At 41.3% G+C, this 15070-nt stretch carries 15 protein-coding genes and 1 pseudogene; 12 read left to right on the forward strand and 4 right to left on the reverse strand.

Features of this window, described 5'->3' with window-relative positions:
* Nucleotides 1-53 precede the first annotated feature (53 nt).
* From M3650_RS06705 to M3650_RS06715, 3 genes are all read left to right on the forward strand, one after another.
* Nucleotides 54-1355: a DUF5050 domain-containing protein gene (locus M3650_RS06705; protein WP_251573475.1), complete on the forward strand. Its 1302-nt coding sequence runs from the start codon at nucleotides 54-56 to the stop codon at nucleotides 1353-1355.
* A 306-nt stretch (nucleotides 1356-1661) separates the two neighbouring features.
* Nucleotides 1662-2120 (forward strand): MarR family winged helix-turn-helix transcriptional regulator, encoded by a 459-nt coding sequence (locus M3650_RS06710; RefSeq protein ID WP_483311729.1) that lies wholly within the window; start codon nucleotides 1662-1664, stop codon nucleotides 2118-2120.
* An 11-nt stretch (nucleotides 2121-2131) separates the two neighbouring features.
* A complete protein-coding gene (locus tag M3650_RS06715) occupies nucleotides 2132-3334 on the forward strand; it encodes an MFS transporter (protein WP_251573477.1) in 1203 nt (400 codons plus the stop codon).
* A 435-nt stretch (nucleotides 3335-3769) separates the two neighbouring features.
* Here M3650_RS06715 and M3650_RS06720 read toward each other — a convergent pair whose 3' ends face one another.
* Complete coding sequence (locus tag M3650_RS06720; protein ID WP_251573479.1) at nucleotides 3770-4624, reverse strand: S1C family serine protease; 855 nt, start codon at nucleotides 4622-4624, stop codon at nucleotides 3770-3772.
* 226 nt (nucleotides 4625-4850) lie between these two features.
* Here M3650_RS06720 and M3650_RS06725 point away from each other — a divergent pair, with 226 nt between their 5' ends.
* On the forward strand, nucleotides 4851-6029 hold the full coding sequence (locus tag M3650_RS06725; RefSeq protein ID WP_251573480.1) for a DUF4272 domain-containing protein: 1179 nt from the start codon (nucleotides 4851-4853) through the stop codon (nucleotides 6027-6029).
* Nucleotides 6030-6090: 61 nt separating this feature from the next.
* Here the strand turns inward: M3650_RS06725 and M3650_RS06730 are convergent, their stop codons facing one another.
* The gene (locus M3650_RS06730; protein ID WP_251573481.1) at nucleotides 6091-7227 is read right to left on the reverse strand and encodes a serine hydrolase domain-containing protein; all 1137 of its coding nucleotides are present in this window, start codon (nucleotides 7225-7227) and stop codon (nucleotides 6091-6093) included.
* Nucleotides 7228-7411: 184 nt separating this feature from the next.
* Between M3650_RS06730 and M3650_RS06735 the strand changes: the two genes are divergently transcribed.
* The gene (locus tag M3650_RS06735) at nucleotides 7412-8884 is read left to right on the forward strand and encodes a serine hydrolase (RefSeq protein ID WP_251573482.1); all 1473 of its coding nucleotides are present in this window, start codon (nucleotides 7412-7414) and stop codon (nucleotides 8882-8884) included.
* 459 nt (nucleotides 8885-9343) lie between these two features.
* Here the strand turns inward: M3650_RS06735 and M3650_RS06740 are convergent, their stop codons facing one another.
* On the reverse strand, nucleotides 9344-9628 hold the full coding sequence (locus M3650_RS06740) for a hypothetical protein (protein WP_251573483.1): 285 nt from the start codon (nucleotides 9626-9628) through the stop codon (nucleotides 9344-9346).
* A 284-nt stretch (nucleotides 9629-9912) separates the two neighbouring features.
* On the opposite strand from M3650_RS06740, the gene M3650_RS06745 reads away from it, so the two are divergent.
* The 5 genes and pseudogenes from M3650_RS06745 (at nucleotide 9913) to M3650_RS06770 (ending at nucleotide 13435) form a co-directional block, all read left to right on the forward strand.
* Nucleotides 9913-10143: a DUF6677 family protein gene (locus tag M3650_RS06745; protein ID WP_251573484.1), complete on the forward strand. Its 231-nt coding sequence runs from the start codon at nucleotides 9913-9915 to the stop codon at nucleotides 10141-10143.
* 547 nt (nucleotides 10144-10690) lie between these two features.
* Nucleotides 10691-11215, forward strand: a complete 525-nt coding sequence (locus M3650_RS06750) for a tubby C-terminal domain-like protein (protein WP_251573485.1) — start codon at nucleotides 10691-10693, stop codon at nucleotides 11213-11215.
* A gap of 14 nt (nucleotides 11216-11229) precedes the next feature.
* A complete protein-coding gene (locus tag M3650_RS06755; RefSeq protein WP_251573486.1) occupies nucleotides 11230-11562 on the forward strand; it encodes a LytTR family DNA-binding domain-containing protein in 333 nt (110 codons plus the stop codon).
* Nucleotides 11563-11623: 61 nt separating this feature from the next.
* Nucleotides 11624-12498, forward strand: a pseudogene (locus M3650_RS31845) (ABC transporter ATP-binding protein).
* Nucleotides 12491-13435 (forward strand): ABC transporter permease, encoded by a 945-nt coding sequence (locus M3650_RS06770; RefSeq protein WP_251573487.1) that lies wholly within the window; start codon nucleotides 12491-12493, stop codon nucleotides 13433-13435. Before M3650_RS31845 ends, M3650_RS06770 begins: the two are co-directional and overlap by 8 nt.
* A gap of 45 nt (nucleotides 13436-13480) precedes the next feature.
* Here M3650_RS06770 and M3650_RS06775 read toward each other — a convergent pair whose 3' ends face one another.
* A complete protein-coding gene (locus tag M3650_RS06775; protein ID WP_251573488.1) occupies nucleotides 13481-13687 on the reverse strand; it encodes a hypothetical protein in 207 nt (68 codons plus the stop codon).
* Nucleotides 13688-14144: 457 nt separating this feature from the next.
* Here M3650_RS06775 and M3650_RS06780 point away from each other — a divergent pair, with 457 nt between their 5' ends.
* Together M3650_RS06780 and M3650_RS06785 are read left to right on the forward strand one after the other, a co-directional pair.
* Entirely contained in the window at nucleotides 14145-14837 is a 693-nt protein-coding gene (locus M3650_RS06780; protein WP_251573489.1) for an ABC transporter permease, read from the forward strand.
* A 49-nt stretch (nucleotides 14838-14886) separates the two neighbouring features.
* Nucleotides 14887-15036 (forward strand): hypothetical protein, encoded by a 150-nt coding sequence (locus M3650_RS06785; RefSeq protein WP_251573490.1) that lies wholly within the window; start codon nucleotides 14887-14889, stop codon nucleotides 15034-15036.
* Nucleotides 15037-15070: the final 34 nt, after the last annotated feature.

A 15070-nucleotide genomic window follows, 5' to 3' on the forward strand; every position in this document is an offset into this window, starting at 1 on the left:
TACAAGCTAGGGGAATGAAACTGACTAATAAATCTTGAAAGGATGATTATCGAATGAAGAACGTTTCACTATTTTTCAAAAGGGCGGTATGCGCGTTCATTCTATGCTCGCTCATCGTGACCGGGCTAGGTGTGGCTGCGCCAGGCGAGGCAGCTGCGGCGCCAACTGGCGACGCTTATGTTTACTATGTGTCAGATGGTGATTTGTACCGGGTCAAAAGCGATGGCACCGGGGCGGAACGTCTGCTGAAAAGCTTCAACTTCCGGGGAACTGAACTGAAGCCAGCTGGAGATTACCTGTATTTCATGTATGACGCAACATCGACCACCCTGCTGCGTGTTGCAGTTGATGGATCGGAAAATATTCCAAAGCGTTTTTATGATAGTGCCGTTTACTTCGAAACGAACAAGGATTTCATTTACTATATGACTGATAAAGGCGCGATCTACCGTGCCCCGGCCAATGCTGCTGACGCTGCGGAAGCGAAGCTCGTCGCGGACATGGCAGATGTCAAACACCCGCGCTTTACTATCGTTGACGGACGCATCTATTATAATGCGCTCAAAAACGGACGTACAACCTGGGTAGCGTCCAAGGCAGCTGACGGAAGCGGTCAGGTGCAGTGGATTGGAGCGGGAGCGTTCGAGGACCCATGGTTTGTGCGTACAGACAGCGCATCCGCTTATATTATGGTCAACACGAAGCCAGAGGAGACCAACTATTCCACCGATTGTATGGTGCTCTATTCGGTGCCTAGAAAAGGCGGGGCACCTAAGGCAATTAACCCTAAGTCGCCGCTTGATACGAACTCCGTCTATTCTGGCGGATGGGCGAACAAATACTATCTGTACAATAAAGGAATCGTGCTTGGTACGGACGGCGATTATAACTATGCGAAAGCCAAAGGCCAAGTCATGACGATGGACGGCAAAACGATCCCATTGCATAAAACGGGAGTTTTGGAAATTGCCAATGTAGGTACGGACAAGCTGGCGTTTGTAGATGGAGTCGGCAAAGCTTATGTAAGCACGTTCAAAAACAACAAAATCGTTAGCACGAAGGCGCTATCCGTAAACAACGTAGGTTATGTGCGCAATCTTCTGACGGATGGTAAAGTGAGAGCGACAATGCTGTTCGCCAGCAGCGGAGCTTATATGCTGAAGTCTGACTTGTCTCTTCAGAAAATGGTCGGCGTCGAGTGGGATTTGTGCTTGTACAAAGACGATGTATCCGGATTTTTCTATGTCAATGCGGGAGATAACGGGCGTCTGTATCATATGAACGACGATGGGAAGACGAGCACGAAGCTAAGCGATGAAACGATTGACAGAATCGTGCTGATATCAAAACAGTAGCTTATCTTTTGGCTTCATGCAAAACAAGGCTATGTCTAATGGTTCCAGTTGGCTTGGGCTAATAATCGAATTGAAATGACGAAGAACGTCCCTATCCATCATCCGATGGAGCTAGGGCGTTCTTTTTTTGTTCCATCTCGAACGGCGATCAGGAGAACGGAAAGGGCGGGGCATCAACACGGGGAAATGCTGTTTTTGCGCAACGTCTGGTGTCCGAATACACCGGATATAATTAATGGTTTACAATTATGGTTGTTTGACATATAGTTGTTTAAACAACTATTAAAAATGAATGAGACAAGGAAGATGGGAATGACGACTTATGGCAACGGCTTAGAGCATTCAATCGGTTTCGCTATGGGCGTGACCTACCGCAAATTATCGAACCTGCTGCAGCAACGGCTGAAGGAATATGACATTACACCAGAGCAGTGGTCGGTTCTGTACCAGATAGGCAGGGGAAATGGCTTGATCCAGAAGGAAATTGCCGAACGTTCAGGCAAGGATAAGCCGACGACGACTCGAATTCTCGATCATTTGGAGAGGAAGGGGCTCATCTACAAGAAAACCGGAGAGAACGACCGGCGCTCGTTCTTGGTCAATATTACGGACAAAGGAAGGTTGCTAATCCAAGAGACGACCCCGATCGAGCAGCAGGTCGCTGAGGACATTAAGCAATGTGTTTCCCAAGAAGAATATGATGTGCTCATGGAGCTGCTTCTCCGGATTAGCAACCACGTGAACGAACTAACAGACAGAGAGTAGGAGAGAGTATCATGCAGTACGATGAACAATCAACGAAACTATGGACGAAATCGTTTATATCTTTAACGATTTGCGCGTTCCTGTTATTTTTGAATTTGCAAATGCTGCTATCATCTTTCCCGGCGTATGTGAAGAACGAATTCCATGCAGGGGATTTGACGGTCAGCCTTGTAACGAGCGTGTTCGCGGCTTCCGCGATTGCTACCCGTTTTTTGACCGCTGTGCTGATGCGGAAAGTGCATCGCAATGTCATTTTGTTTGTTGGCTTAGCGGTAGCTGCCATTATTACCGGTATTTATGTTCTGGCCGAATCTATCGGCTCGCTGCTTGTCATGCGGGTCGGTTATGGAGTTGGGTTCGGGATGGCGAGTACGATCATCCCTACATTGGTATCGCAAATTATTCCTGTTAAAAGGATGGGGGAGGGCATCGGCTATTTCGGACTGTCCACAAGCCTTGCCATGTCCATAGGGCCAATGATCGGCTTGAACGTGATGAAGCAGTCCGGCTTCAATATGTTGGCCATGCTGGGTACTGTGACTGTGCTCCTTACTTTCCCGATTATTGTGCTGACGCGTTCGATTCCACCGGAGCCGAAAAAACGGCGTGGCGCACAGGCGAGCCCTCAAGCCAAACAACCTTTTAATACGAAACTGTTGTTACCCGCGCTGTTAAATGTCATCTTGTCGGTAACATACAGCGGCTTGCTCAGCTTTATTGCTCTGTATGGAGAAGCGGTGCGTCTGGAGCAGGTCGGCCTATTTTTCTTGTTTAATGCTGTCACAATCATTATTATCCGCCCGATCTCCGGCAGAGTGTTCGACAGTAGGGGACATGCGGCCGTGCTTATTCCTGCGGCCATTTGTGTCGTTGCGAGCTTGACGGTGCTTTCCTATGCAACATCGATGCCAATGCTCATTCTGTCCGCCCTGTTGTACGGACTTGGGTTCGGCGCTATTCAGCCGACCATTCAAGCTTGGATGATCCGATCGGTTCCGCAGGAACAGTACGGCATGGCTAACAGCATGTTCTACAATTCCACGGACTTAGGAGTCGCGACAGGCGCATTGATGCTGGGGGCTATTTCTTCCATGACAGGCTATGCAGTGATGTACCGGTATTCGGCGGCGTTTATGATTTTGTTCCTTGTTGTCTATGCCGCAGTTCAAATGATTACTGTTAAACAGAGTGGAAAAGCAGATGTTGCCACATAAGTGTTGCCAATGTACGGCGGCTCCGCAGGAATCATCCCTGCGGGGCCATTCCTGCGGAGCCATTCCTGCGGAGCCATTTTTAGAGAGATACGCCCGGCTTTTGCGGGCACCTCTCTAAGCTGCCTCTCACGTTCATTTATACTGAACCATCCCGCGGTTCCCACCTATGTATCGGTTTGTCCTTTTGTCCACTCTCCCACAGGCTCAGACTTGCAATTATGGACTCAGTTGTCTATGAAAATAAGGCTGTAGACGGTACAGGTTCACGACCAATCCTACCGCTTAAACCATTTAGAGAGGGACTAGTATGACGTCAATGATGATAAGGAATAGAGTTGCCGAATGGTTATTTGATACTGTGCTTATATTCTGAATAGTTGGGATAGTGGATAAAAGGGCTATTGGGCTGCCCAGCTTATAATACACGATAATTTATTAGTTTGACTCTAAATATCTCTGGAGATGATCGACAGGTATCGCGAGCCCTATGTCGATGGATTGGTCTCCCTGTTTCATACTTGAAGTGGCGAATACAACAGCGATAACTTTTCCATTCTGGTTGATAACAGGGCTGCCGCTGTTCCCTTTATGGATAGGAGCCTGTATCATGAGCGCGGGAAGCTCCCGATTCTCAAGAGAAGTCATTCCCAGGACAGTACCTTCATTGGCGATTTGGTTGAAAGATAGCGGGTTGCCTATGACATGGATTGGGCTGCCTGCTTGCCACGGTGTTTCTGTTTCCAATTCTAGTGCAGGCAAGTTATTCTCATTGTCTCTGATCTTGAGTATGGCGACGTCGAGTGCCGTGTCGCTAACGATGACATCTGCCACATACGTCTTCCCATGAAGAAAGCGGACAGAGCCGAGCTTGTCATCTTTCATTACATGCTGATTCGTAATAATGAGGCCGCTCGTGGCGATGTTGAATCCGGTGCCCTTCCGATCGTTGGCATTTACAACGACGACTGCTTGTTTATATTGCTGAATCTGTTCATTCTGCGATAATTCTGAGTCCTTGTTCAAAAACCGGATCGCTGGCAGGTTGTAGATCTGTGGCAAAAAAGCGATCAGGTTGCCAAACAACAGGATAGCCAGCAAGATTGCTATTGCTTTTTTAAGCCATTTTCTTCGGGATGGAGTGTGCTGCTCTTCTTCATTGTCGTCCTCCTGGTCCCATTCATCTTCTTCTCCTTCGTAGAAGGGCTGAGCCGTATTATCGGATGTCTCGGAGGGGTCTTTTTGATCGTTCAGTTCATTTTTATGGATGGAATTCGCCTCCTCGCTAATCATTTCATTAGTGATGGGACTATGATGAAAAATTTAAATGGTGTGGATTACCGACTATTATATCAAACCTTTGCCAATCTTGAAGGGTGACCCGAAGGCTGCATACTTCGAAAAAGTGTCTGTTTTTCGGCTTCATTTCATTAGTCGCCTTATATTTACACTGCTTAAAACCGAATTAAGTTAAAGGAGCAGTCATAACGCATAATCCGAAATCGTGAGGAGAGAACATATGCAGCATTGTACGTTATACGTATCGATGAAAGATGATAGTAAAATTATAGAAGCCATCTTGGACACGTTTGGAGATAAACAAGTTCAAACTTCCGAAGACGGACATCAGGTGACGGTGATCGACAAGAAGCTGTTCAGCAAGCGGACGACGACTTTCTCGATTATGACCAAGGAAACCGGAGGCGAATCCTTCGCTAATATGATCCGTGGGATGTACGGCTATAATGATCAGATTGATACGCCTCACCAGACCGTAAAAGAGAAGCTGCTGCTGCAAATATCGGCCTTGACTGCCGCTATCGGGATTGTTGCGGACAAAGAGATAGATAATAAATCATTTGCTAAAATTTTGGAGGTAGCCGCCAAAATCCATGCGGTTGTATTTTTGCCGACAGGAGATATGCTCGACAATCAGGGAAGGCTCGTACTGAATGTTGAAGGTGAATCGGAATTAGACGATTTTAGGCCAACCGTTACGGTAGACTTGATCGACGCTCATATCAAAGCAACACCAGAAGGAGAGGCAAGAAAGCGAAGAACGATGGAACTGCTCACAGAGCAGGGAATCCCGGTTATCGATCATCTCCCAGTCATTGTCGGGGATGACGATGCGCTCATTCGTCCCAAGGAAGAAATCGTGCAGAGGGCTATCGCGTTATGCATGATCGCCATGTATGCCGGCGGATTGGCGGAAGAAGGCGATCTGGCGAGGGAAAGAGAGTTCATTCACATGATTATGGAGGAATACGGGGCAGAATCCTTTTTTACGGAAAATGAACGGGCCTTCCTTACCGACGATAATCCAGATCGCACGGACATGATTCAGTTTGCATGGATGTACGAATGCTGCTGGGTGCTGTTGTGGGCGTTAGGGTATGTGGAACAGCTCGATTTTCCTGGCGATATATGCGATGTGCAGAGTGCAATCGATGTGCTGCGGAACGCAGGGGATTACGACACCTTTTATAACAATGCGGTTGTAAGAACGAAGGCAGAGATTCTAGAGCAGACCGATCGCATCTATCGGTACGATTGGGCCTGCGTGAATGAGAGAATTAACAATCGCTCCATTCCCGGCGGGTTAAACGACGAGGTTGTCGTAGAAAGACATCGGGCCTTCAACTGGCTTATCTGTTATATGGATGCAGACTGGGATCACGTAAGAACGGATACTTAACTGTTAGATAAAAAGAAGGAAAAGCTGCGGCCCTATGAGGAGGCAGCTTTTTTTGGTTGACTCATTTCAAATGTTCGATGATGGTGCGGTAAGCAGTAACGGCTTCGTAATCATGTATATTAAAAATGGTCGGATCAACCCCCGATTTTACGATAACTACATGTTCTTGTTGATTCACATAAATGTGTTGTCCGTAAATGCCGCGTGCGATAAATTCAGAACCGTTGCTGTCTTGCGGAATCCACCATTGATATTGATAACCGAAGAAATCGTCGGCTGCCCCTGGTTGTAAATCCGCCCGATCGGGAGTTATAGATTGCTTAATCCATTTTTCAGATATCACTTGGGGGCCATTCCAATTTCCATTATGTAAATATAGTCTGCCGAACTTCGCGTAATCCCTCAACGTAGCGTTAACGAATGTGAAGGCAATCTCATTGCCATGCAGATCGGTATTCCAATAAGCATCATGCTCCATGCCCAGCGGCTGCCATATTTTTTCCTCTAAATAGGCCGAGGCTTTCTTCCCGGTTGTTTTTTCAATTAACATGCATAGAATTTGGGTATCGACGCTTTTATATTGGAATTGGCCTGGCGCCTGCAATCGGGTTAGCTTCTGCACAAATTTCGGAATAGGCATTGCCGTCTCGCCAAATACATCATTCAAGAAGGTGTAAATCTCCGCATTCTCATCAGCGTAATCTTCATTAAATCGAACGCCGGAAGACATTTGCAAAATATCCTTTATACTCGCTCCATCAAAGCCGCTTCCGATGAGCTCCGGCAAGTACAATGTAACGGGATCATGAACATCGTTCATAGCCCCTTCATCAAACGCAATGCCCATTAAGGCGGACACCAACGATTTAGCCACGGACATGGACATCGCGGTCGATTGCTCGCTATAACCGTTATAATATTGCTCCGTCATGATGGTATCGTCTTTAATGACTAGAAACCCGGTGGCAAATACCTTTTGCAAATAATCGGCGACTTTGTTGTGCTGTCCATTTATTTCATAGCCAATCTCGGTTAAAGGTTGTTCGTTTTTTTGAAATGAAAATTTGTGTGCCGGGGCTTGAATGTCGTTCTTAGGCAAAATTTTGTTCATATTTCTGAAATTCCACGCGATATGGTCTTCGTGCAGCAGTGTTCCTAATTTGGTGATATCGTATTGTTGATTCTGCTCGTTGTTCAAATTGATCGGAACCTCCATTTGTGATAATGATTCTCATTTTAGCTATTCTTCCATTGTACCCTACTGCTCTAAGAAGGAGAAGCAGAGATATTGAGTTTGTGCATCAAGCAGGAGGTTTCCGATAAATGAAGAAATGTGTTAGCAGATGATATTGCTTCACAACAACAAGGGAGGGATGTTAGAAATGGCGCAAGCACTTCAAGCGTTGGAAGGCTTCGGTACGTATATTGAGCAGCAAATGGATAAATGGAAGGTGCCTGGATTGGCGGTTGCGGTCATTAAAGATCAAGAAATCGTCATGGCGGAAGGCTTTGGCTGCCGAAATGTGGAAGCAGGGCTCAAGGTCACGCCGGAAACGATGTTCGCGATTGGATCGTGTACAAAAGCTTTTACGGCTTTGGCGGCGGGGCAGTTAGCGGATGAAGGCAAGCTAGATTTGGATGCGTCGGTGAAAACATATCTGCCTCATTTCAAAATGCACGATGCTGTTGCGACGGAGCGGATTACGGTGCGGGATATGCTCTGTCATCGTTCAGGGCTGCCGAGGCATGAGCTCATGTGGTACAACTCGACGCTCACGCGGGAGGATATCATTGAACGGCTTGCGTTTTTGGAGCCTAATCAAGATTTCCGTGCAAAGTGGCAATATCAAAATATTATGTATATGGTCGCCGGATACCTCGTAGGGCAACTAGCAGGATCTTCATGGGAACAGGTGGTTCAAGAACGAATTTTCAAGCCTTTGCACATGACCTCCAGTTGTTTGTCCGTAGAGGACATGCAGCTTCGGCCGGATTACGCATTACCGTATATAGAAAAGGACGGCAAGGTGCTGCTGACACCCTTTCGTAATATTGATGCCATCGGTCCAGCAGGCTCGATTAACAGCAACATTATCGATATGGCGAACTGGGTCGGGCTCCACCTGAATAAAGGTAAGTTTGACGGCCGGCAGATTGTGACGGAAGGAAGCTTGGCTGCCATGCATACTCCGCATATGCCATGTGACCCGAGCGTATGGGGAAAGAAGGAGTTGCCAATAAGCTGCTATGGCCTCGGCTGGGGTATCGAACCGTATCGCGGGCACCATATGATTCATCATGGCGGTGGGATTGACGGGTTCTCTTCGTTGGTATCCTTTTTGCCACACGATAATATCGGTGTAGTCATTCTGACCAATATGTTCGGGACTAGTTTACCGAGAATAGCAACCTACAATATAGTTGATCGTTTGCTAGGTCTTGAGGAAATGGATTGGAGCAGACGAATTCAAGAGGATACAGAAAAATGGAAGGAGCAGCTTAAGGAACAGCAGAAAAAGGAGTATCTTGATAATACGCCATCTAATAGCAGAACAGAATCGGTCCCTTTTCATCCGCTTATAGAATATACAGGAACTTATGAACATCCGGGCTATGGGAAAGTGATCGTTGAGCTTGAAGATGGCTGTCTGCGATTTATGTATAATTCGTTGACCTTGCCTATGACACATTTCAACGAGGATGTGTTCGAAATCTCTTATGAACTGTTTGCGGCGAAGGTGAAAGGCACATTTCATGCCGATCTGAACGGCAATATCTGTCGCCTCTCGTTGCCGCTGAACATGGAGCCGGGGACGAAGGAGATTGAATTTACGAAAACGGCGCCTGACAAGTAAGCATTTTCAATTGTAATTAGGATAAGGGAGGAGATCAAATGCAGTGGGAATATGGTTGTCTACCATACGATGAATTAACGGTAATGAGTGGTATTGGAGGGGAAGACTTCGCTTATAGAAAAGTCCTATTAAGATCTCCATTTAAATAGAATGGAGAAATCAATAAAAGATTGCCCTCTGCTAGGTATTCTGGCCAGTTAGACGGCAATCTTTTTTATGCAATAGCTGTCATCAGCACATCTCCCTATTCTTTCTTTTACCCCCGGAAGGATAACAGCGAAGCCCATGGATTTCAAAAGATTTTCGCCCACGGTCTTGGTGAGAAAGATGACTTTACAAAAAAATGTATCTGACTGTGTATCAAAAAAAAAATATCGATGGCTGAGCTTTTATTTATATTGACAGGGGACAGCAAATGACGACGTCAACATAATCAGTTATAAATTTGGAATGTGATACTTACAGGATAGTAGAAATATCCCACAGTGCTGAAATAATTGTTGTAATTTTAGCAGCCGGAACAAAAGTAAGAATTAATTGACCTAAATCAAGAATTGCGCCACCAAGATCAGCCCAAGAAAAATTGCCGTCAAAAGAACGATAAATTACTTTAAGTTTGAACGTAAGATTATTTAACAGATGGGCTACTTCACCGACAATGTTAAATTTACCCTTGATGACATTGACAATAGATTGTGCAACACCTGCTTCGCCCGTTCCGGATACGAAAAAATTGTATAACATTTAGAATGTCTCCTCCCACTGGATTAGTTGACGTCGTCAATATAAATTGTAATATACGTAAAGTGAAAAAATGGAAAGTAACCCGTTTAATACGGTTTATATGCTTAAAAGTATGATATTTCGAGTTGAAAGGGAGGGATTAAATCCAAGATTACGACAAAATACCAAGGACTACTTGATTTGGTACTAAGTCCTTTGACCTATTTACAAGCTAGGTATTGCTGTATAACATAATGTTGAGAAAAATGTTGTATTTTGAAATGAAAGGGGATAATTAGGAGGATATGAAGAAAAAATGGTTAGCAGGTGTATTGTCTTTTGCTTTTCCGGGCTTAGGACATTTGTATTTAGGAAAAGTTCAAAAAGGGTTAATTTTTGTTTTCTTGAACATCATCTCTATTGTATTGTCATCAGTCGTGATCGGGTTATTTGCGATGCTCTTTATCTGGGTTTACGCCATAGTTGATGCTCTTAGGTTAACGGATAGTATAAATATGAATAAAATTCAGGTATAAAACTTATGAAAGGAAATAGGAAATTTATCATATTATATTTGATATGTTCGTTTATTTTTATCATTGTTTTTAATTTACTCGCCCCCCTTCCTTCTCCCTCCATAACAAAGCAAATACCAGTAATGGGGCTAAGTGAGCTTCTATTTATTTTTCTTAATAATTTGTTTTATACTCTTATAGGTTTTTTATTATCTTTTGTTGGGCTATCCGTTATATTTATCATCAAAATTCCCATAATCATAGCACTGGGAGCATCAGAGGCAGGAATAAATCCTGTAGTTTATTATTTTTCCTCATTTACGCATGGCTTCTGTGAGTTACTTATCGGTTGTATTCTTCTTAGCTTTACGATCAGCCACATTAATTTATTAGTTCATTACGCCAAGGGTAGGGTGAACGGCATTCACTTTTCTTATTTCTATAAGAAAACACTTAAATATCTCTTTCCAACTGTAGTAGTAATACTTTTGATTAGTGCATTCCTAGAAGTGTATGTATCAAACCCCTTAATCAAAGCTCTTTTATAAAACAGTAAAGTGGTGAGATAATGTCTCATTATCATTTTATAAAACCGATACTTCGTAAGAGCAGAAAAAAAATCGCAATAACAGATTCTAATGGCAATAGAGTAGGCAGTATTCAAAGGGTATATAATAGTGCACTTCATTTTGTTTTTGACAATATTTTTGATGAATTTTGGGTTAATGTAGAAGTATTTAATGAAGAAGAAAAGCCAGTAAGCAAGGCTTCTGAAGTTTTTTCTTTAAAAACAATGGTTAGATCCGAATGGAGCGTTTTTTCTGATCGTTTTGGGAAATTTTTATTGAGGGATAGGACAAAGATAAAGTCGAATCCATGTTTGGAGTTCACTATAAAAAATAATGTTTACCAATTAAAAAAGGATTTTGCTGATAAAATAACACGTTTAGAAAAATCAACCAATGAAATAATAGCTCTGGTTACTTATGATAAATTGGTTCCGCCTCAGACTATTACGATTGAAATCTTTAATGATGAAATGGATGTATATACATTGTCGTGTATTTATTATTTATTCACATTGAGAGATTGATATGGGGGGACGAAATGTTTCGGATAAATAACGGGAAACTAATAATTAAGAAAAAAAGAAATATTGAATTCATCGATTTATCTAAGGTTCTATTTATTGAAAGGTTTAATAACAAAACTTATATTCAAGTTGCTGACAAAAATGAAATTGTTATTAACGTATCTCTCAAAGATTTGGAGGTAGTGCTTCCTCCGAATTTCAAGAGATCCCATCGCTCTTTTATAATTAATAAGGAATATCTTGAAGGATTAAAGCTGTTAAATGAAAAAACGTATGAAGCAAATTTCCCTAACGATAAGCAGGCTTTGGTTCTAAAAGAACATGTAGAATACTTTTTAAGAAGTTAGTCTGAACGTTATTGAAAGAGAGGAATAAAGAATGGCTTTGGATGTGAAGAATCTTACGAAAATGACTAAAGATAAGAATTTAGTTAAAGATGTTTCTTTTCAAGTAGAATCTGGGACAATTGTCGGTTTATTAGGACCAAATGGCGCAGGAAAAACTACAACAATGAAGATTATTATGGGATTAACCTCTTTTCAACAAGGGGATGTAACCATTTATGGTAAAAGTATAACTACCCATTTTGAAGATGTAATTAGTAATATAGGGGGCATTATTGAAACTCCAGGGTTTTACCCCTCTCTTACAGGGAATGAAAATCTAAATTACTATGCTAAAATATCCAAATGCTCTATTAATGATGTTGAGGATATTACGACAAAGTTAGGTTTAACTCAAGTACTAAAAAAAAAGTAAAGTACTACTCACTTGGAATGAGACAAAGATTAGGAATCGCACAAGCGCTGATTCATAAACCATCCGTTTTGATTTTAGACGAACCTTTTAACGGCTTGGATCCAGAAGGAGTGAAATCAGTAAGGACATTATTTCAGGAACTTGCTTTAAATAAGGGAGTGGCGATACTTATTTCGAGTCACTTAATGTCAGAGATTGAATTATTTTGCGATAGAGCTGTTATAATGAAACAAGGAGAAATAAAGGATGATTTTAGTCTGAAAGATGTTAATAAAATGCCTATTCAAACATCTTTCTATATAGATAACATTTTTAATGCTTTGCCTCTTCTTCCTTCCATAAGTCATAATATTCAAATCGATCCCTTTAATAATAAGCTGACCATATCAATGGAACGAGATTGTGTACCTGAATTATTAGCATATTTATTAAATAATCAAATTAAGGTTTTTGAGGTTATACGTGAAAAAAGCACATTAGAAGAGCGGTTCATGAATGTAGTTGGAGGGAATACCATTGAATAATATAGCTCTTTTAGTGAAGGGTGAATTATATAAAATCAGTAAATATAAAAAAATGTGGTTTTTTTTTATATTTATTATTGGTGTTATTTCAATTTCAGGTGTGATATCTAAAACCGAACTACATACAGGGGATTGGAAGGTAGATATAGAAAAACGACTTCAAGATAATTACACTCTTTTGTCACAGCTTGAAAGTGATGAAACAAATAATAAATATAAGAAGCAGATAGATAATTACATAATGTTAGATGAGTATTCTATTAATAAAAATATCCCACCAGTAGAAGACTATTCAGCCATAGGGTTTGTGAAAAAAAACATCGCAGTAACTTGGATTATTAATGCAATCATGATTATTTATGCTAGTAGTATTATTTCAAACGAATATGCCTGGGGAACTATTAAATTTTTAGTTGTACGACCGTATAAAAGAAGTAAAATTCTAATATCGAAATTTCTGACTATCATTATTCTTAATTTGTTCTTTTATGTGATATTGATGATATATTCTTTTTTTGTTGGTTTAATGATTCACGGATTCGAATTTAATCATTTTATCACTTTAAATTTAAAAAATGGACAAGTAGTAGAACAAAACATTTATTACGTTATAATGAAATTGTATTTATATAATTTTATTCCTAATATTTCTTATGTATCTTTAGCCATTATGGTATCAACTCTTTTAAAATCAAGTGGTGTAGCTGCTGCTATATCAATAGCTATTTCTACTTTAGGCGGAGTATTAGCTGCTTCTATTAGTATGTACCCATTCGCAAAGTACGTACTTTTTGTAAACACGGACTTAGTAAAATATATACAAGGCACTGCTCCGATACAAGGGGGAGCAGAATGGTTTTCAATTACCATTATTCTATTTTACAGTACTTTATTTTTTATTCCTTCTATATATATTTTTAATAAAAGAAGTATGTAAGTATAGGGAAGGGATTAAATACAATACAATGTATAAAAAGAGTGCCTACTCATGTTGGGTCATTTCTAAGAAAATCTGATGAAAAACATCTTCTGTCAGCGTAAAGTGTGCAGTTTTAAAGTTCTCCACGTTTATTTCTATTGTAACCTCTTTTTCTTTCTTTTTCATGGAGAGTAGTGCATTTTTTTCAGAATCCCTTACAGTAATTATAAGGTTTCCCTTTCTATCCATAGTTTTTTTGAATTTTTGCATATTATCAGCTCCCAATCATGTAATTCCGGAAAAAGGAATACTTAAGAATTGTACGGCGACTGTGTGTTTGGGGTAAAGCATTCTCAAATCTCTACATCCAATAAAAGGAAGTGTTATATAAGTAGTATAAGCAAAAACAGCAGTCGAATCAACGGATTAAATAAATTTCTCGATCTCCATTTGTTTTGTGGAATATGGGTATCTATAAAGGTGTGACCTTCAGCATGTCTGGATTGATGACAGACTTCGATGGTAAAACAAACTCAATTCATTTTAAAAAATAGTGCGAGATATGTTCTCGCACTATTTTTTATTTACACAAGTTTATCATACACACATCCTAAACTTGCGCATGCTGTCATCAGGGAACGTAAGATTTTCTTAAGAAATAAGAAACAGAAAAGAAATAAACCGCCGCTAACATAGAAAATAGTTAAAGACAGAAAGGTGATATCAAATGCTGAAGCTCATGAAGCTGGAATGGAAGAAGACGAAAATTGGCTGGTATATGAATGGAGCTATCATCGCAAATGTAATCATGGCGGCTTTGCTCTGTCTGATTGGATATGTGGAAAGTAACGAAGGCCAGGCTGCATTTAATGGTTTTCCGGAAGCTTTTGTCGTAATCGGCGCAATCGTCAGGGCCACATTTATTGTGTTTGCGGCAGTGCTCATTGCAAAGCTGGTCATCGAGGAGTATAAGAATAAAACGATTACGATCATGTTTTCATACCCAATCAGCCGCAAGAAAATAATTGCTTCTAAATTATGCGTAGTAGGCGGGCTAACTTTTATTACGATCATCGTTTCCAACGTGTTTGTGGCGCTTGTATTTTTTAGTGTAAATGCGTATTTGCAGTTTATTCCCGGATCATTGCCATTGGAAATGATCGTTCAACAGGTCGTGAGCATGTTCGCATTTGCCTTTGCCGCTGCGGGAACGAGCTTGATTCCTTTATTTTTCGGGATGCGCAAACTATCGGTTCCAGAAACGATCCTATCGTCCATCCTGATTACAGCGATAGTCAGCGCGCACAATCCAATATTTTCATTAGCCTCCATTATATATATTCCGTTGTTTTTGGCGTTCGTTGGCCTTGTGCTGGCAGCGGTAACGATTCGCAGGGTTGAACAGGTTGACGTTAGTTAATTTAGAGAAAAGAAATAAGATGTATAAGTATTTATTAGAGGAGATTAGGATGACAGCACATCAAATTATGAAATGGATTTTAATTTTAAGTATTGCATCAATCATCATGAATGGCTTTCTCTATGCAAATATAGGAGATACAGAGATTCTAATCGGTATTTACTGTGCAATCGGGCTTGGCGTCCTAGGAGGGAAGTGAAGGAGCTGAAATTATCTTAATAGGGAAATAGGTG

The sequence above is a fragment of the Paenibacillus sp. MER TA 81-3 genome, from assembly GCF_023713585.1.
Classification (GTDB): Bacteria; Bacillota; Bacilli; order Paenibacillales; family Paenibacillaceae; genus Paenibacillus_B; species Paenibacillus_B profundus.